At 71.7% G+C, this 16543-nt stretch carries 15 protein-coding genes; 7 read left to right on the top strand and 8 right to left on the bottom strand.

All coding sequences use genetic code 11. From position 1 onward, the window contains the following. Positions 1–33: 33 nt before the first annotated feature. The 4 genes from ITJ60_RS12870 to ITJ60_RS12885 all read left to right on the top strand — a co-directional run bounded on the left by ITJ60_RS12870 (position 34) and on the right by ITJ60_RS12885 (position 3762). Positions 34–966, top strand: a complete 933-nt coding sequence (locus ITJ60_RS12870) for a hypothetical protein (protein ID WP_194648193.1) — start codon at positions 34–36, stop codon at positions 964–966. 109 nt (positions 967–1075) lie between these two features. Continuing rightward, positions 1076–1636, top strand: coding sequence for a YceI family protein (locus tag ITJ60_RS12875; protein WP_123340768.1), 561 nt, complete (start codon positions 1076–1078; stop codon positions 1634–1636). A 552-nt stretch (positions 1637–2188) separates the two neighbouring features. Continuing rightward, positions 2189–2755 (top strand): TIGR03086 family metal-binding protein, encoded by a 567-nt coding sequence (locus ITJ60_RS12880; RefSeq protein WP_111086825.1) that lies wholly within the window; start codon positions 2189–2191, stop codon positions 2753–2755. Continuing rightward, positions 2752–3762, top strand: coding sequence for an aldo/keto reductase (locus ITJ60_RS12885; protein ID WP_194648194.1), 1011 nt, complete (start codon positions 2752–2754; stop codon positions 3760–3762). The genes ITJ60_RS12880 and ITJ60_RS12885 overlap by 4 nt, the downstream gene beginning before the upstream one ends. 206 nt (positions 3763–3968) lie before the next feature. On the opposite strand, the gene ITJ60_RS12890 is transcribed toward ITJ60_RS12885, so the two are convergent. Next, positions 3969–4892 carry an oxygenase MpaB family protein gene (locus ITJ60_RS12890; protein WP_123673206.1) on the bottom strand — a complete coding sequence of 308 codons (924 nt, stop codon included), beginning with the start codon at positions 4890–4892 and terminating at the stop codon, positions 3969–3971. A 96-nt stretch (positions 4893–4988) separates the two neighbouring features. Between ITJ60_RS12890 and ITJ60_RS12895 the strand changes: the two genes are divergently transcribed. Continuing rightward, the gene (locus tag ITJ60_RS12895; protein WP_194648195.1) at positions 4989–6674 is read left to right on the top strand and encodes a long-chain-fatty-acid--CoA ligase; all 1686 of its coding nucleotides are present in this window, start codon (positions 4989–4991) and stop codon (positions 6672–6674) included. Between the two features lie 35 nt (positions 6675–6709). Here ITJ60_RS12895 and ITJ60_RS19340 read toward each other — a convergent pair whose 3' ends face one another. From ITJ60_RS19340 to ITJ60_RS12915, 4 genes are all read right to left on the bottom strand, one after another. After that, entirely contained in the window at positions 6710–7678 is a 969-nt protein-coding gene (locus ITJ60_RS19340) for a DMT family transporter (RefSeq protein WP_194648196.1), read from the bottom strand. Then, on the bottom strand, positions 7675–9576 hold the full coding sequence (locus ITJ60_RS12905; RefSeq protein WP_228510316.1) for an amino acid transporter: 1902 nt from the start codon (positions 9574–9576) through the stop codon (positions 7675–7677). The genes ITJ60_RS19340 and ITJ60_RS12905 overlap by 4 nt, the downstream gene beginning before the upstream one ends. A 155-nt stretch (positions 9577–9731) precedes the next feature. Beyond that, positions 9732–9992, bottom strand: coding sequence for a hypothetical protein (locus ITJ60_RS12910; protein ID WP_194648198.1), 261 nt, complete (start codon positions 9990–9992; stop codon positions 9732–9734). 11 nt (positions 9993–10003) lie between these two features. Further along, positions 10004–11419, bottom strand: a complete 1416-nt coding sequence (locus ITJ60_RS12915) for a PspC domain-containing protein (protein ID WP_194648199.1) — start codon at positions 11417–11419, stop codon at positions 10004–10006. Between the two features lie 114 nt (positions 11420–11533). Between ITJ60_RS12915 and ITJ60_RS12920 the strand changes: the two genes are divergently transcribed. Both ITJ60_RS12920 and ITJ60_RS12925 read left to right on the top strand, forming a co-directional pair. Next, positions 11534–12766: a PspC domain-containing protein gene (locus ITJ60_RS12920; protein ID WP_194648200.1), complete on the top strand. Its 1233-nt coding sequence runs from the start codon at positions 11534–11536 to the stop codon at positions 12764–12766. After that, positions 12763–13425: a LuxR C-terminal-related transcriptional regulator gene (locus ITJ60_RS12925; RefSeq protein WP_194648201.1), complete on the top strand. Its 663-nt coding sequence runs from the start codon at positions 12763–12765 to the stop codon at positions 13423–13425. Before ITJ60_RS12920 ends, ITJ60_RS12925 begins: the two co-directional genes overlap by 4 nt. Positions 13426–13553: 128 nt before the next feature. Here the strand turns inward: ITJ60_RS12925 and ITJ60_RS12930 are convergent, their stop codons facing one another. The 3 genes from ITJ60_RS12930 to ITJ60_RS12940 all read right to left on the bottom strand — a co-directional run bounded on the left by ITJ60_RS12930 (position 13554) and on the right by ITJ60_RS12940 (position 16283). Continuing rightward, positions 13554–14402, bottom strand: a complete 849-nt coding sequence (locus tag ITJ60_RS12930; RefSeq protein WP_194648202.1) for an ABC transporter permease — start codon at positions 14400–14402, stop codon at positions 13554–13556. Continuing rightward, positions 14399–15400 (bottom strand): ATP-binding cassette domain-containing protein, encoded by a 1002-nt coding sequence (locus tag ITJ60_RS12935; RefSeq protein ID WP_123340758.1) that lies wholly within the window; start codon positions 15398–15400, stop codon positions 14399–14401. Before ITJ60_RS12935 ends, ITJ60_RS12930 begins: the two co-directional genes overlap by 4 nt. Before the next feature lie 61 nt (positions 15401–15461). Beyond that, on the bottom strand, positions 15462–16283 hold the full coding sequence (locus ITJ60_RS12940) for a hypothetical protein (protein WP_228506082.1): 822 nt from the start codon (positions 16281–16283) through the stop codon (positions 15462–15464). Positions 16284–16543: the final 260 nt, after the last annotated feature.

A 16543-nucleotide genomic window follows, 5' to 3' on the forward strand; every position in this document is an offset into this window, starting at 1 on the left:
ACCGTCGCGCCCGCTCGGCTCCACGATGTGGAGATGACCGCCAGACGCCGACTCCCGTTGACGCTGCGGGACGCCTCGTTCCGCGTCCGTGACGCACTGCATCGAGGGGTGTCCCGTGGCCGCCTCGAGGCACGTGACCTCGTCCGCCCGTTCCACGGCATCCGATCCGCGGTTCTGCCACGAACCGTCGACGAACGCGCCCGGTCACTGGCTCCTCGACTGCGCCCCGACCAGGTGTTCAGCCACGTCACGGCCGCCGCGATCCTCGGCATCCCACTCCCCCGCCGGTTCGAGGGCACACCGCGGCTCCACGTCACGACGATCGGGGTCGATCAGGCGCTCCGTGTCCGCGGCGCCGTCGGACACCGCGCCCACCACGGCAGGGTCAGCGCGACCAACAGCCGAGGTGTGCGTCTGACGGCCCCGGCGGACACGTTCGTCGCCCTGAGCACGATGTTGACGCTCGACGAACTGATCATCGCGGGTGACGCCCTCGTCGGGTGGCTCGGATGGGCGACGCTCGACGAGCTCATCCAGGCCTTCGGCCGGCGGCGCGGGCTCCGGGGCGTCGTGAAGCTGCGCAACGCTCTCGCGGAGATCAGACCGGGCTCACGCTCCCCAGGTGAGACCAGGGCACGGCTGGCCCTCGTCCGCCGTGGACTCCCGGAACCCGCCCTGAACCACGACGTGATCGTGGACGGCAGGTGGATCGCATGCGTGGACCTCGCCTACCCCGCAGCGCGCGTGGCGATCGAGTACGAGAGTGATCTCCACCGCACCGACCCCGCCACCTTCCGGAAGGACCTCACCCGCGGTGAACACTTGAAGGACGTGGACTGGTGGTTGGTCCGGGCCACTGCGGACGACGTGGGCCGAGGTGTCGATCGGTTCGTACAGCGTGTGAGACGCCTCCTGCATGCCGGGTTCCGCGCACCGCACGACCACCGCTTCGCGACGCTTCAGTGAACAATGGTTGACGCTTCAACCAAAAGGGTGCACACTGGCGTAGTATCAGGTTGATGCAGGCGCATGGATCGCGTCGCACCACAGACTCTCGTTCGGAAGAAGGACCACCATGACGCTCACCGCCACCACCATCCCCGGCTACCAGACCGGCACCTGGAAGATCGACCCCACCCACTCCGAGGTCACCTTCTCGGTCCGCCACCTCGCGATCAGCAAGGTCAAGGGCAAGTTCGAGACGTTCGACGCAACCGTCGTCACCGCCGAGAACCCCCTCGAGTCGACCGTCGAGGCGAACATCGACGTCGCGTCGATCAACACCGGCCAGGAGCAGCGCGACCAGCACTTGAAGACGAGCGACTTCTTCCTCACCGAGGAGCACCCGCAGCTCACCTTCCGCTCGACGAGCATCGAGGCCAAGGGCGACGACCTGCACATCGCTGGCGACCTGACGCTGCGCGGCGTCACCAAGCCCGTCGTCCTCAAGGCCGAGCTCGGTGGCTTCACGACCGACGGCTACGGCCAGGTCAAGTTCGGCGCCGAGGCGTCCACGAAGATCGACCGCACCGAGTTCGGCGTGAACTGGAACGCAGCGCTCGAGGCCGGTGGCTTCACCCTCGGCAACGATGTGACGATCAACCTCGACGTCCAGTTCGTCCTCCAGGCGGCCTGAGTCCCTTCGGTCTCGCTGCCTGACTAAGGGCACCGAACAGCACCACCCGAACCCGAGACACTCGCCCCGGCTCCCCACGGAGCCGGGGCGTTCGTCGTCCCCGCCGGGCTTCGGGGGTGCGCGCGTGCCCACTGCCCGCCGCTGTAACCCGAGCGGGTGCGCCATCGCGAGCGCACCCGGGCGAACGGGCGAAATACCAGGCTCATCTCGTACTCGACCCCGGCATTCCGCCCGCTCGCTCAGGGACCACGCCCTGGCACGCCCCTCCGGTGTCAGCGAGTGCAGTGCGAACCGAACCCCGCGCGGGCGTGAACGGGCGGAAACGTCCGGTGGATACGCTCACGGCCGCGGCATTTCGCCCGCTCGGCCGGGCTCCTCGGCGTAGCGTTGGGCAGCGGACGGGGGCACGCCCGCGAAGCACGGGAATCCGCACACCCGCCCTCGAGTTACAACGACACACGCACGACCCACCCGCACCAACCGCACCACCCGCACCACCCGCACCACCCGCACCGAGCACCGCACGCCAGCCCGACGAACAGGAGCACCACCATGGCCACCGACTGGATCGCGATGCAGGCCCTCGCGGCAGCCGAGTTCGGCCGCCGCGTCGCCGCTGTGACGGACTGGGACGCCGCCACCCCCGACTCCGAGTGGACCACCCGCGACCTCGTCACCCACGTGGTGGACGAGCAGCGCTGGATCCCGAAGCTCCTCACCGGGTGCGACTACGCCCAGGCCGAGGCCGACCTCGAGTCCATCGGCGACGACCTCGTGTCCGAGTGGCAGCGCTTCGCGACCGCGGCGACCGATGCCTGGCGGAACGCCCCGCAGGACACTCCCGTGCACCTCAGCACCGACGTCGTGCCGGCTGGCCAGTACCTGACCGAGCAGACCAGCGACATCACCATCCACACGTGGGACCTGGCGCGGGCGACAGGCACGGACGAGTCCCTGCCGGACGAGCTCGTGCAAGCGGTGTGGGAGTACTTCGAGCCGCAGATCGAGGACCTCGCGGCCACCGGCTTGTACGCCGCCCCGGTCGACGTCGACGAGGACGCCCCGCTGCAGGTCCGCCTGCTCGCCGTCACAGGCCGCGATGCCAAGGTGAGCGCATGACCAACGCAGCGCCGAGCAACGCAGTCACCACCACCCGCCTCGGCGCCTCCGGCCTCGAGATCAGCACCGTGATCCTCGGCATGATGTCCTACGGCGCCCCCGACCGCGGCTCGCACGCGTGGAGCGTCGGCATCGACGAGGCCCGCCCCTTCGTCCGTCGCGCGTTCGACGCCGGCATCACCACCTTCGACACGGCGAACGTGTACTCCGACGGCTCCAGCGAGGAGATCACCGGCACGCTCCTCAAGGAGCTCGCCCCGCGCGAGGACGTCCAGGTCCTCACCAAGGTCTTCAACCGGATGCGGCCCGGTCGGAACGGCGCAGGGCTCTCCCGCGCCGCGATCATGCACGAGATCGACGCCTCGCTGACCCGTCTCGGCACCGACTACGTCGACCTGTACCAGATCCACCGCTTCGACCCGGTCACCCCGATCGAGGAGACGATGGAGGCCCTGCACGACGTCGTCAAGGCCGGCAAGGCCCGCTACCTCGGCGCGAGCAGCATGTGGACGTGGCAGTTCGCGCAGATGCAGCACGTCGCCGACCTGCACGGTTGGACCCGCTTCGTCAGCATGCAGGACCAGTACAACCTGCTCGAACGCGAGGAAGAACGCGAGATGCACCCCTTCGCGCACGCGACCGGCGTCGGTGTGATCCCGTGGAGCCCCCTCGCCCGCGGCAAGGTCACCCGGCCGTGGGACGCCGACGGCTCCGGTTCGCGCGCGAGCACCGACGAGTTCGGCAAGACGCTCTACCGCCAGGACGAGGACGCGAACCGCGCGATCGTGGGAACCGTCGAGTCGATCGCGAGCGACCGCGGCGTGAGCATGGCGCAGATCGCCCTCGCGTGGGTCGCGGGCAAGCCCGCGGTGAGCGCGCCGATCGTCGGTGCGACGAAGGAGCACCACATCGACGACGCGGTCGCGGCCGCCGCGATCACGCTGACCGACGACGAGGTGACGCGACTCGAGTCCGCGTACACGCCCCGGGTGCCGTCCGGTTTCTGACGCGCCCACGAGCGGCCGGGAGGCGCGGTGCCAGGTGGCACCGCGCCTCCCGGCCGCCGTTCGGACGCGTCTCCTGCACGTGACACGCCGTCGGGTCAGCACACGCCGTCGTGTCCGCGCGACGCCGCTCCGTCGTCGAGACGCCGCCGGATCCGGCGGCGTCTCGACGTGACGACTGCGTCTTCCACCGCACACGCACCGTCGTTTCAGGCGACGGCGCCGCGTTCGCGTTCGAGGCGCGCGATGCGCACGAGCGCAGCGCGCTCGGTGCCCGTCTGGTTGCCGAGCACCCCACCGATCCCGTCGAGCACGAGTCCGGTCGCCCGGCCGACGGGCAGTTCGACGGGGCCGATCGCGGGGGCCCGCAGGCCGAGCATCGAGCGGTGGCGGGGGTCGAGGGTCGAGACGGCCCCCTGGAACAGCGCCTGGTAGCCGGGCCGCAGCATCAGCGCGAGCGGCGGGTTCTTGATGAACTTGACGACGTCGCGGGTGCGGGCCGTGACGGCCAGTTCGCCGCGGTCGAGGTACCCGTCCATCTGTGCGCGGAGCTCGGCCTCGGACTCCGGGGCGTCCTCGACGCGCATGAGCCGGCCGGCGGTGGCCCACTCGCGGACGTAGGCGTCGGCACCACCGGGGATCGGGCCGCCCCAGCGCTGCGCAGCGCGGAGGAACGCGTCGGTGAAGGCGAGGTGCACCCAGCGCGCCAGGTCGGGGTCGTTCGCCGCGTAGTCGCGTGCGATGCCGTGGCCGTCGACGTACTGGCCGCGAACCCGCTCGTGCAGGCGCAGCACCCACTCGCTCGCACCGCGGGCGGTCGCGGTGTCGCCGTGCGAGACCGTGTAGATCCAGCGGATGGTGCCGGCGAGGCGGCCGAACGGGTCCTCGCGGTAGCGGGAGTGGTCGGCGACGCCGGCGAGGGCTCCCGGGTGCAGGGCCTGCACGAGGAGTGCGCGGACGCCGGCGACGATCGTCTGCTTGCCGCCGTGCACCGCCCACGTCGCGGAACCGGGGCCGAAGAAGCCGGCGTCGGTGCCGTCCTCGAGTTCGTCGATCCACTCCGGCTTGCTCGTCGCCCCACCGGTGAACGTGTCGTTGAGGCGGGAGCGGAAGGCATCGGAGACGGAGGGCATGGCGTCATCGTCCGTCCGCCCCCTGGGAGCGCGCTCGGCTTCGTGCACCCCGATGCCTCCCAGCGGGCGCGGGGGTGGCCCGCTAGGTTGGGACGCGTGAGCATCGACACGCCTCGTCCCTGGCTTGCCTCGTACGCCCCGGGGGTCCCGCACGACATCGAGGAACAGCACGGTTCCCTGATCGACCTGGTCGAGGAATCGGCGCGACGGTTCCCGGGCAGGGTCGCGCTCGAGTTCTTCAAGCGGACGACCAGCTACGCCGACCTGCAGGAGCAGATCCTCCGCGCGGCGAACGGCCTCCGCAAGCTCGGCGTCGGTGCCGGCGACCGGGTGGCGATCGTGCTGCCGAACTGCCCGCAGCACATCGTGGCGTTCTACGCGGTCCTGCGCCTCGGCGCGATCGTGGTCGAGCACAACCCGCTGTACACGCCGCGCGAGCTCCGCCACCAGTTCGAGGACCACGGCGCCAAGGTCGCGATCGCCTGGGACAAGTCCGTCGCGACGCTGCAGGACTTCCCCGCCGACGTGAAGCTCGACGCGATCGTGTCGGTCGACCTGACCCGAGCGATGCCCCGCAGCACCCGGCTCGCCCTGGCCCTGCCGGTGGCGAAGGCCCGCGAGTCCCGCGCGAAGCTCACCACCTCGGTGCGCGGCACGACGAAGTGGGACGACCTGGTCCACACCCGCAAGCTGTCGAAGCGCCACCCGCGGCCGTCGACGGACGACATCGCCCTGATCCAGTACACCTCGGGCACCACCGGCACGCCGAAGGGCGCGGTCCTCACGCACCGGAACCTGCTGGCCAACGCCGCACAGGCCCGCGCCTGGGTGCCGCAGATCCGTCGGGGCGACAACGTCGTGTACGCGGTGCTGCCGATGTTCCACGCCTACGGCCTCACGCTGTGCCTGACCTTCGCGATGAGCATGGCTTCGCGGCTCGTGCTGTTCCCGACGTTCGACCCGGCGCTCGTGCTCACCGCGATCAAGAAGCACCCGCCGACGTTCCTGCCCGCCGTCCCGCCGATCTACGCCCGACTGCAGCACGCCGCCGACTCGGCGAAGGTCTCGCTCGAGGGCATCGAGATCGGCATCTCGGGCGCCATGCCGCTGTCGCAGGACATCGTCGAGCCGTGGGAAGCCCGGACCGGCGGGTACCTGGTCGAGGGCTACGGGCTGTCCGAGTGCTCCCCCGTGCTGATGGCGAACCCGGTGTCCCCGGCACGTCGCCTCGGCTCCATCGGTCTGCCGTTGTCCTCCACCGAAGCCCGCGTGGTCGACCCCGACGACAGCACGAAGGTGCTCGGCGTCGACGAGCCCGGTGAGCTGCAGGTCCGCGGGCCGCAGGTGTTCCGCGGCTACTGGGGCAAGGCCGAGGCCACGGACGAGGTCTTCACCCCCGACGGCTGGTTCCGCACCGGCGACATCGTGGCCATCGGCGCCGACGGCTACGTCCGGATCGTCGACCGCCTGAAGGAGCTCATCATCACGGGCGGCTTCAACGTGTCGCCGTCCGAGGTCGAGGACGCCCTGCTCAAGCACCCGAGCGTCAAGGAGGTCGCGGTCGTCGGCATCACGCAGGGCGGCAACGAGCAGGTCGTCGCCGCCGTCGTGCCGAAGGACCCGTCCTCGTTCGACGCCGCGGCGCTGCGGGCGTGGGCGCGTGACCAGCTGGCGGCGTACAAGGTGCCGCGTCGGGTCGTCGTGGTCGAGGACCTGCCGCGCTCGATGATCGGCAAGGTGCTGCGGCGGAAGGTGCGGGACCAGATCCTCGCCGACGACTGACGCGCGTCAGCGCCCGCGGCGGCCGACGACGCGCGTCAGCGCAGGCGTCGCCCCGGCCCCGCGAGCACGGCGAGCCCGGCCACCACGAGCGCGATGCCGACCCACCCCGTCGTGCCGAGGTGCTCCCCGACGACGAGCACGGCGAGCACCGCCGCGACCACGGGCTCGAGCAACGACACCAGGGTCGCGACCGAGGCACCGACGGACCGCAACCCCACGGCGTACAGCGAGTGCCCGAGGACCGTCGGCACCAGGGCCAGGTACAGGAACACCGGCCAGTTGCCGCCCTCGCCGAGGGACGGTGCGCCGGCGACGACCACGAGCACGACGAGCGGCACGGCAGCGATGCCGAACACGGCGCCGACGAGCCCCCGGCCGTTCGGCAGCCCCGCCGCGACGGCTTCGACCCCGGGCCCGCCGGGCACCGACACCGCCCCGGCCGCCGCGTGCAGCCCCCGCGCCACCGCCCACGAGTACAGCGCGTAGGTGAGTCCGGCGAGCAGGGCACTGGCGATCCCGAGCGCGAGCGCACCACCACCGCCGTCGTGTTCCGACCGCGCCAGGGTCACGACGACCATGCCGGCCACGCTCACCAGGGTGGCGATGATCCACCTGCCGGTGACGGGCCTCCTGTCCGACACCCACTCCACGAGCCCCGCGAACACGGGTGACGACCCGATGGCGATGGTGGTGCCGAGGGCGACGCCCGCGTCGGCGAGGGCTGCGTAGAAGGCGACCGCGTAGACGACCAGCGCCCCCGCGCCGAGCAGCGCCCACCCCCGCGTGCGACGCTCGGCGACGGCGCGGAGCGTGCCGCGTCCGGCGACGGCGGCGAGCACGAGTCCACCGATCCCGAACGTGACGGCGCCGAAGACGAAGGCGGGGACGCCCGGGGCGAAGTGCGTCGCGGTGCCGGTGGTCCCCCAGACCGCGGCGGCGACGACCACCGCCGCGAGCCCACCAGCGGGCGTCGGGACCCGGCGCGCGCTGGCGGGACCGGTCACGAGACGTGGATGGACGGCCGGCGGTGGACGTCCGGTTCGGCTTCGCGCAGGACCTCGCGCGTGACGGGCGCGACGTCACCGGCACCGGTGAACACGAACCGCAGGGCGTTCCGGATCGGGCTGCCCTCGTTCCACTCGAAGTAGATGCTCGGGACGACCCCGGCGGTGTCGCGGATCGCGAGCAGGGTCGAGGCGATGGTGTTCGGCACGTTGCCGGACCGCACCCGGAGCACACGGTGTCCGTGCACGACGTGCCCCTCGACCAGCAGGTCCTCTTCGAAGTCGGACGAGTCGGCGGGCAGCACCTCGAGGAACATCGTCGGGACGCGCGCGGGGATGCCGGAGTCGCGCCGTTCCTCGCGCCCCTTCGCCCGGTACGCCTCGGCGGTGCCGGCACCCGGCTCGTTCGCGATGATGCAGACCGCGCTGAACTGGTCGGCGTCGGCCTCGACGAACTGCCGGGCCGTTGCGTCCAGCTCGATCGAGGACGCGCGGAGCTCGAACGACCGGCGAACACGCGAGACGAGCGACACCACGACGATGGCGATGATGAAGATCGCCGCGATCCGGACGCCGTCGGGCCGCTCGATGACGTTCGCGACGGTGGTGTAGACGAACACGACCGAGATGACGCCGAACGCGATGGTGCGCTTCTTCTGCTGCTTGCGACGGGCCGACAGGGTGACCGCGACCGCGGCGCTCGTGATCAGGACGAGCACACCGGTGGCGTAGGCCCCGCCCTGGGCGTCGACGTTCGCGCGGAACACGATCGTGATCAGGAAGGCGATGAGCGTGAAGATGATGACGAGCGGCCGGGTCGCCCGCGCCCACTGCGGAGCCATGCCGTAGCGGGGCAGGAACCGCGGCACCAGGTTGAGCAGGCCGGCCATCGCGCTCGCGCCGGCGAACCACAGGATCGCGACGGTCGAGAAGTCGTAGATCGATCCGAACACCCCGCCGAGGTACTGGTGTGCCAGGAAGGCCAGGGCCCGCCCGTTCGCACCGCCGCCCGGCTGGAACTCGTGCTGCGGGATGAGGAACGTCGTCGCGATCGACGAGGTGATCAGGAACGAGCTCATGATCACGGCCGCGACGGTCAGGAGCCGCTTGGTGCCGCGGATCCGACCCTCGGGCCGAGCACTCGTGTCGTCCGACGCGTCACCGCGCACCTGCGGCATCACCGCCACGCCGGTCTCGAACCCGGACAGGCCGAGCGCGAGCTTCGGGAACACGACGAGCGCGATGCCGACCATGACGAGGGGGTTGCTGTGCTGCGCGGTGAGCCCCGACCACCAGTCGCTGGCGACCATCGGGTGCTCGAAGACGTGCCAGAGCGCGACCACCACGACGACGGCGTTCAGCGCGAGGAACACCGCGACGAGGCCGACGGCGATGCCGATCGCCTCCTTGAAGCCGCGGAGGAACACCACGCCGAGCAACAGCAGCAGCGCGAGGGTGAGCGGGACGGGGATCTCGGTGAACCAGTGCGGCGTGTACGGGTTCTCGGCGATGTGTGCCGTGGCGTCCGCCGCCGACAGCGTCATCGTGATCATGAAGTCGGTGACGGCGAACCCGAGCAGCACGAGCACCAGGAGCTTGCCGGCCCACCACGGCAGGAGCTTCTCGAGCATCATGATCGACCCGGCACCGCGGAAGCTGTCGCTCGCGACCCGGCGGTACACCGGCAGCGCGCCGAACAGCGTGACGAGCACGAGCACGATCGTGGCGATCGGCGACAGCAGGCCGGCGGCGAGCGCCGCGATCGCCGGCTGGTACCCGAGGGTCGAGAAGTAGTCGACGCCGGTCAGGCACATGACCCGCCACCACGGGTGGGTCTTCTCGACCTCGACCTGGTGCGGACCCTGGTGGGATGCCCCTTGGTGGGCGCCCTGCAGCATCCACCGACGCAGTCGGGTGCTGCGGTCGAGGGGTGGCTCCGTGGCGTCGCGCTGGGCGGCCCGCTCGGCGTCTGTCGCGGTCACGTGGACGATGCTAAGCCGTCCGGGTGACGCACGCGCGCACCCGGACGGCCCCTGTGGACAACCCGGTCCGGCTACCGCGGGGGCCGGGTGAACACCGCCACCAGCCCCGCCACCACCAGCAGGGCCCCGGCAGCCAGGCAGGCCGCCAGCAACAGGGTGGTCGGGTCGACCGAGAACACCGGTATCGCACTCACGGCCATCGCGACCGCGAACACGAGCAGCACCACACCCCAGAAGATCGTGCCGAAGCGTGCACCACGGCGCGCCCGCGCAGATGCCGGTACCGGCGCCGCAGGTGGGAACGTCTGCGTCGTCTCGTCGTCGTTCGTCATCGTCTCGTCCTTCACTCGTTGACGGTCAGCGCACGGGGCACGTCGGCGGCGCCCCCGAGGATCCACACGTGCACGGTCGTCGTCCCGCCCGCGTCGGCACCGGCGGACCGTGCCGCCCGGTTCTCGACGGTGGTCGTGCTGAACAGCCCACCGCTGCCGTCGTCGCCATCGTCGCCGTCGGTGTCGACGCCGTACCCGACGCCGCTCACCTCGACCCGGACCGGCACGTCGGTCGGCAGCAGCACCTCGGCCCCGCCGGCGCCGAGCCACAGGTTCACGTCCCCGCCGGCGTCGGTCTCGTCGAGGCCGCGCAGGTCGAGGGTCGGTCCGCCGACGAGCATCGCGTAGTTCCGTTCCGATCCGGCGGCGACGCTGTCGACCCGCCAGGTGGTCCCGCCGATCAGCGAGACCTGCGTGCCGGCGGGGAGTACCCCGGTGACGACCAGGGCGACGACCCCGATCGTCGAGAACAGTCCGAGGGCGCCGTCGTCGCGTCCCCGGATCCCGGCGACGATGGTCGCGATCGCCAGCACGGCGACGGCCGCGGCGATGCCGAGCACGGCCACCGGCCAGGCCTGCGCCTGCGCCCAGACCGCGACGCCGGCACCGGCGACGAGCGCCAGCCCGAGCGACACGGCGACGTACGCCGCGCTCGACCGTCGCTCGGCACGGGTCGCGCGCCACGCGGCCGCCCGCTCCCGTTCGGAGCGCATCCGCTCGTCGTGTCGCCGCTGTCGGTCCTGCGGGGTGCCGGGGGCGTTCCACTGCCAGGAGGCCCGGCCCGCGTCCGACGTCTCCCCTGCGTCCGCCGTCCACGTGGCTCCACCGGCCGGGCGCGGGTCGTCGGGGCTCGTCCAGAAGTCGCGCCGTGCGCTCGCGCTCGCGCCCGTGCCCGTGCCCGTGGCACCGTCCGCGTCGGGCGCCGGCCCGTCGGTGCGACGACGCGCGACCACCACAGCCAGCCAGACGATCCCACCGACGAGCGCGATGCTCCACGCCGTGCGCAGGGTCGCCTCGAGCCAGCCGGGCATCCCCCACGCCGACGGCACGCCCTGCCACCAGATCCCCTGGACCGCGGGCACGAAGGTCAGCACCACGAAGACGCCGATCCCGATGAGCGCCGGGTCGAGCACGCCGCGGATCATCCGCTCGACGTGGATCCGACCCGTGGTGTCCGGCAGCAGCGCCCACCCGACGGCGTACGCCAGGAAGACCGGGCCGCCGAGCAGGGCGACGACGATCGCGACGCCGCGGACGACGAGCGGGTCGAGTCCGGTGCGTCGGGCCACGGCACCGCAGACGCCGGCGAGCCAGCGGTCGTCGGTGCGGGGGACGTCGAGTCCGCGGATCCAGTCGAAGAACCGGGCCGTCGAGTCGGCGGTCCCGGCAGCCGGGCCGGGAGCCGTGTCGTGCTGGTGATCGGTCATGGCCACCAGCATCGCGGCCCGCGGTGGCCGACACCATCGGGGTTCCCCCTGACCGGTCCCTGATCCCTGCCCCGACCCCTGCTGGTGCGGGCGCCCGAGTGCCAGGATTGGCCCATGGCCACCGCTCGGATGACCCGCCCGACCCCCAGGGTCCTCGGCGGTGTCTGCAGCGGGTTCGCGACGCACACCGGTCTGCCCCTGGGGGCAGTCCGCGCGGCGACGGCGGTCCTCGCCGTGTGCGGCGGGGCCGGTGTCCTGCTCTACGCGTGGTTGTGGGCCACCACCCCGAGCGCGACGGCGGCCGCGACGTCACCGCTCAAGGCCGTGCTCACGGCGCCCCGTCCGGACGGCGACGCGGACGCGACCGTGACCGTGAGCCGTCGCGCGCCCGTCGTGGAGATCCTGCTCGGACTCGCGCTGCTCGCCGCCGGGGGCGCGATCGTCGCCGTACGGCTCGGCGCCCAGGTCCCGCTCGAGGTCGTCGTGCCCGGCGTCGTGGTCGTCACCGGTGCTGCACTGGCCTGGCGGCAGTTCGACGCCCTCCGCACCGTCCGGGCCGCGGCGTCGTCGACCCTGGTCGTCCGGGCCCTCGGTGCACTGGTGCTCGTCGTGCTCGGCATCCTGTTGTTCTTCACCACGAGCGACCGGCCGAACGTGTGGACGGTGCTCAGCGCAGCGGTCGCCGTGCTGCTCGGCGTCGCCGTGGTCGTCACCCCCTGGGTCGTGCGGCTCGTCCGGGACCTCGCCGACGAGCGCGCGGCACGGGTCCGCGACCTCGAGCGCGCCGAACTCGCCGCGCACCTGCACGACTCGGTGCTGCAGACGCTCGCGCTCATCCAGCAGAAGGCCGAGCCCGGATCCGACGCCGCACGGCTCGCCCGGGCGCAGGAACGCGAACTGCGGTCGTGGTTGTTCGCCGAGCAGACCGAGCCGGCCCGTGACCTCGGCGCCGAACTGCGCGACGCGGCCGCCGACATCGAGGCCGAGTACCCGGTCCGCATCGACGTCATCGCGGTCGGCCCATCGCGCACCGACCTGCCGGACGGTGTCGTCGCCGCTGCCCGCGAGGCGATGCTCAACGCGGCCCGGCACGCCGGCGGCACGATCAGCGTGTACGCCGAGACCGCGCAGGACGTCGTCGAGGTCAGCATCCGCGACCGTGGGCCGGGCTTCGACCCCGACGCCGTGCCCGAGGGACGGTACGGCGTGCGCGAGTCGATCACCGGGCGGCTGCACCGACTCGGCGGCCGGGCGACCATCGCCCCGGGGCCCGGTCGCACCGGGACCGAGGTCCGGCTCCGGCTGCCGCTCGCACCCACCGACCCCCACCCCGAGGAGGACGCATGACCGAGCCCGACCTGCTCACCGTCGCCGTCGTCGACGACCACTCCATCTTCCGAGCCGGCGTGCGCGCCGGACTGCCACCGGGCCTCCAGGTCGTGGGTGAGGCTGCCACCGTCGACGAAGCCGTGACGCTCGTGGCGACCACCGCACCCCGCGTCGTCCTGCTCGACGTCCACCTGCCCGGCGGAGCCGGCGGTGGCGGCGCCGAGGTGATCACACGGTCCGCTGCCGAGCACCCGGGCACGCTGTTCCTCGCGCTGAGCGTGTCCGACGCGGCCGACGACGTCGTGCGGGTGATCCGGGCCGGGGCCCGCGGGTACATCACGAAGAGCTCTTCGAGCGCCGAGGTGGCCGAGGCCGTCCGACGGGTGGCGGAGGGCGACGCGGTGTTCTCGCCCCGCCTGGCCGGCTTCGTGCTCGACGCCTTCGGCGCGGTGAGCGGCGAGACCGCGCAGCACGACGCGGAACTCGACCGGTTGTCGGCGCGCGAGCAGGAGGTGATGCGCCTCATCGCGCGCGGGTACGCCTACAAGGAGGTCGCGACGGAGCTCTTCATCTCGGTGAAGACCGTCGAGACCCACGTGTCGAGCGTGCTGCGGAAGCTGCAGCTGTCGAACCGGCACGAGCTGACGGCGTGGGCGCTGCAGCGCAAGCTGCTCTGAGCGCCCACGCGGTCACTTCGCGCTGATCCTGGCTGTGGATGGTGCAGTCTTGTTCACCGCCCCGACGGTCTCACTTCGCGCTGATCCTGGCTGTGGATGGTGCAGTCTTGTTCACCGCCCCGACGGTCTCACTTCGCGCTGATCCTGGTGTACTTGTTCACGGCCCACGGCACGAACACGACGAGCATCACGGCGATCCCGATCAGCACCGTCACGATCGGGTGCTGCATCGTCCAGATGTCCGGCACCGGCGCCGACCCGACGTTGCCGAACAGCTCGCGGGCCGCCTGCACGAGCGACGACACCGGGTTCCACTCCGCGAACACCCGCAGCACCAGGGGCAGCGTGTCGCTCGGCACGAAGGCATTCGAGATGAACGTCAGCGGGAACAGGATCATGAACGAGGCGTTGTTGATGACCTCCGGCGTCTTGACGCTCATCCCGAGCAGCGCCATCACCCAGCTGAACGCGTAGCTGAACAGCAGCAGCAGGGCGATGCCGGCCAGGAACTCGAGCGGCGACGAGTTCACCCGCCACCCGACGGCCAGCCCGGTGAGCATCATGATCGCCATCGAGATCGAGTTGAGCACGAGGTCGGAGTTGGTTCGGCCGACGAGCACCGCGGACGCCGACATCGGCAGCGTGCGGAACCGGTCGATCAGGCCTTCCTTCAGGTCCTGCGCCATCGCCGAGCCCGAGAACGTGGCCCCGAAGACGACGGTCTGCGCGAAGATCCCCGCCATCAGGAAATGCGTGTAGTCGGTGCCCTCGACCGCGATCGCGCCGCCGTAGACCTGGCTGAAGAGCAGGACGAACATGATGGGCTGCAGCACCGCGAACACGAGCATGTCCGGCGACCGCTTGATCTTGATGAGGTTCCGCTTGGTGACGGTCCAGCCGTCCTCGAACCAGATGGCGACCGGCGAGGTGACGACGACGGGCAGTTGCCGACCCGGCGCGATGGTGGTGGCGGTCATCGGGCCGTCTCCTTCTGCTTGGTGGCGGCGGCTTCGTCGGCCTCGTCCTCGGTCGCGGCGTGGCCGGTGAGCCGCAGGAACACGTCGTCGAGGGTCGGTCGGCGCATGCCCGCGTCGTGCAGCTCGATGCCGGCGTCGCCGAGGTCGGCGAGCACCCGTTGCAGCGCGGTGGGGCCGGCCTCGACCGCGATGGCGTGGGTGCGGCCGTCACCAGAGGCCTCGACGTCGCCGACGCCGTAGCGCCGCAGGACGGTCGTCACGGCGTCACCGTCGGTCTCGTCCACCAGGGTCACGACGACCCGGTGGCCGCCGACCTGCGCCTTGAGGTGGTCGGCGGTGCCCTCGGCGATGACCCGGCCGTCGTCGATGACCGCGATGTCGTCGGCGAGCCGGTCGGCTTCTTCGAGGTACTGCGTGGTGAGCAGGACCGTGGCGCCCTGGGCCACCAGGTCTTCGATGATGCCCCAGAGCGCCAGCCGGCTGCGGGGGTCGAGGCCCGTGGTCGGTTCGTCGAGGAACAGCACGCGCGGGTTCATCACGAGGGCTCCGGCGAGGTCGATCCGTCGCCGCATGCCACCGGAGAAGCCCTTCACCGGGCGGTCTCCGGCCTCGGCCAGGTCGAACACGTCGATGAGCTCCCGGGCACGCTCCCGCGACGTCTTCCGGCCCAGGTGGTAGAGCCGCCCGATCATCTCGAGGTTCTCGAAGCCGGTCAGGTTCTCGTCGACCGCGGCGTACTGCCCGGACACCCCGATGGACCGCCGGGTGGCCTGCGGGTCGGCGATCACGTCGATGCCGTCGATCGTGGCCGTCCCGGAGTCCGGGGTGATGAGGGTGGTCAGCACCTTCACGGTCGTGGTCTTGCCCGCCCCGTTCGGCCCGAGCAACGCCTTCACGGTGCCCTGCGGCACGGACAGGTCGAGTCCGGCCAGTGCGTGCACCGGCCCGGACTTCGACCGGTAGGTCTTGGTCAGCCCGGAGGCTTCGATGATGGCCATGTCGCTCCCTTGTCGACCACGTAGAATATCAGTGGGTCGGTGGGAACTCGTGACCGGTCACTCAGATGCCGAAGTCACCACCGAAGTCACTGGAGCCACCGCCGAAGTCGGATCCGCTGTCGCCCCAGCCCGCACTCTCGAACCCGCCGCCGTCGGACGCGCCACCGTCGGACGCACCGCCGTCACCGGAGTCGGCTCCAGTGTCCTCCGAACCACCGTCACCCGCAGCGTCAGTACCGCCATCGAACGATCCGGGGTCCGGCAGGAAGGCGCTCATGATCGCCGAACCGATGACGTAGCCGGCCACGGTGCCGAGGATTGAGGCACCGATCATGCTGCCGAACGACGGTCCGCCGCGCTGCCCGCCGAAGCGGCCACCGCCGCCGACGCCACCGAGCGAGCGCTCCATGAAGCCCGGTTGGCGGATCTCGGACCGCGTCGCCGACTGCGCGAGCGAGCGGGGGTCGTCGCCGCGAGGGGCCTCGCCGGGAGGCGCCGTTCGGGTGAACTCGTCGTAGACCATGCGGCGCTGCTCGTCGGTCAGCTTCGCGAACGCCTCGGCGTGCACCTCTTCGATGCGCTCGGGCGGCGCCGTGCGGAGCAGGTAGCGGTACCGCTCCACCGCGCGCTCGTCGTCGGTCGTCGCGCCCTGCTGCTGCGCGGGTGCACCGCCCCACTGCGGCACGCCGTACTGGCCGCCCTGCTGCTGCCCGGCCGGCACCCCCGTCGGCGCGGGCTGGTGGTACGACTGCTGGCCGTACCGGTAGCCCTGCTGCTGCGGTTGCTGCGGCTGCCCCCACTGGTTCTGCTGCGCGTCGTACTGCTGCGCGTCACCGGTGCGGTCGCGGTCCGGACGTCCGAGCAGGCGGTCGAGGAATCCCATGGTCGATGCTCCTTCGGGTGCACGGGTGATCCGGTCGGACCGCCCGTGGCCTGCCACCCTATGGAGCGCGGTCGGCCGCTGACTGAGCGCCCGCTCAGAGTCAGCCGTGCGCCGCCGCGCCCGCAGGCGCACCGTGCGCACCTGCACGACCCGTGCCGGGTTGGCAGCACCGTGCGCGCCTACAGCACCGCACTCAGCGGCCAACCCCGCACCAGAACGCAGGCACCGCACCGTGCGCACCCCCCACCCGACGGGAGGCC

Origin of the sequence: Curtobacterium sp. VKM Ac-2884, assembly GCF_015350945.1 — a bacterium.
Lineage (GTDB): Bacteria > Actinomycetota > Actinomycetes > Actinomycetales > Microbacteriaceae > Curtobacterium.

Bases quoted from the DNA above. Each gene is read 5' to 3' on its own strand.
- ITJ60_RS12870 (WP_194648193.1), top strand. From the start codon at position 34: ATGACCGCCAGACGCCGACTCCCGTTGACGCTGCGGGACGCCTCGTTC.
- ITJ60_RS12875 (WP_123340768.1), top strand. From the start codon at position 1,076: ATGACGCTCACCGCCACCACCATCCCCGGCTACCAGACCGGCACCTGG.
- ITJ60_RS12880 (WP_111086825.1), top strand. From the start codon at position 2,189: ATGGCCACCGACTGGATCGCGATGCAGGCCCTCGCGGCAGCCGAGTTC.
- ITJ60_RS12885 (WP_194648194.1), top strand. From the start codon at position 2,752: ATGACCAACGCAGCGCCGAGCAACGCAGTCACCACCACCCGCCTCGGC.
- ITJ60_RS12890 (WP_123673206.1), bottom strand. From the start codon at position 4,892: ATGCCCTCCGTCTCCGATGCCTTCCGCTCCCGCCTCAACGACACGTTC.
- ITJ60_RS12905 (WP_228510316.1), bottom strand. From the start codon at position 9,576: ATGCTGCAGGGCGCCCACCAAGGGGCATCCCACCAGGGTCCGCACCAG.
- ITJ60_RS12910 (WP_194648198.1), bottom strand. From the start codon at position 9,992: ATGACGAACGACGACGAGACGACGCAGACGTTCCCACCTGCGGCGCCG.
- ITJ60_RS12915 (WP_194648199.1), bottom strand. From the start codon at position 11,419: ATGACCGATCACCAGCACGACACGGCTCCCGGCCCGGCTGCCGGGACC.
- ITJ60_RS12920 (WP_194648200.1), top strand. From the start codon at position 11,534: ATGGCCACCGCTCGGATGACCCGCCCGACCCCCAGGGTCCTCGGCGGT.
- ITJ60_RS12925 (WP_194648201.1), top strand. From the start codon at position 12,763: ATGACCGAGCCCGACCTGCTCACCGTCGCCGTCGTCGACGACCACTCC.
- ITJ60_RS12930 (WP_194648202.1), bottom strand. From the start codon at position 14,402: ATGACCGCCACCACCATCGCGCCGGGTCGGCAACTGCCCGTCGTCGTC.
- ITJ60_RS12935 (WP_123340758.1), bottom strand. From the start codon at position 15,400: ATGGCCATCATCGAAGCCTCCGGGCTGACCAAGACCTACCGGTCGAAG.
- ITJ60_RS12940 (WP_228506082.1), bottom strand. From the start codon at position 16,283: ATGGGATTCCTCGACCGCCTGCTCGGACGTCCGGACCGCGACCGCACC.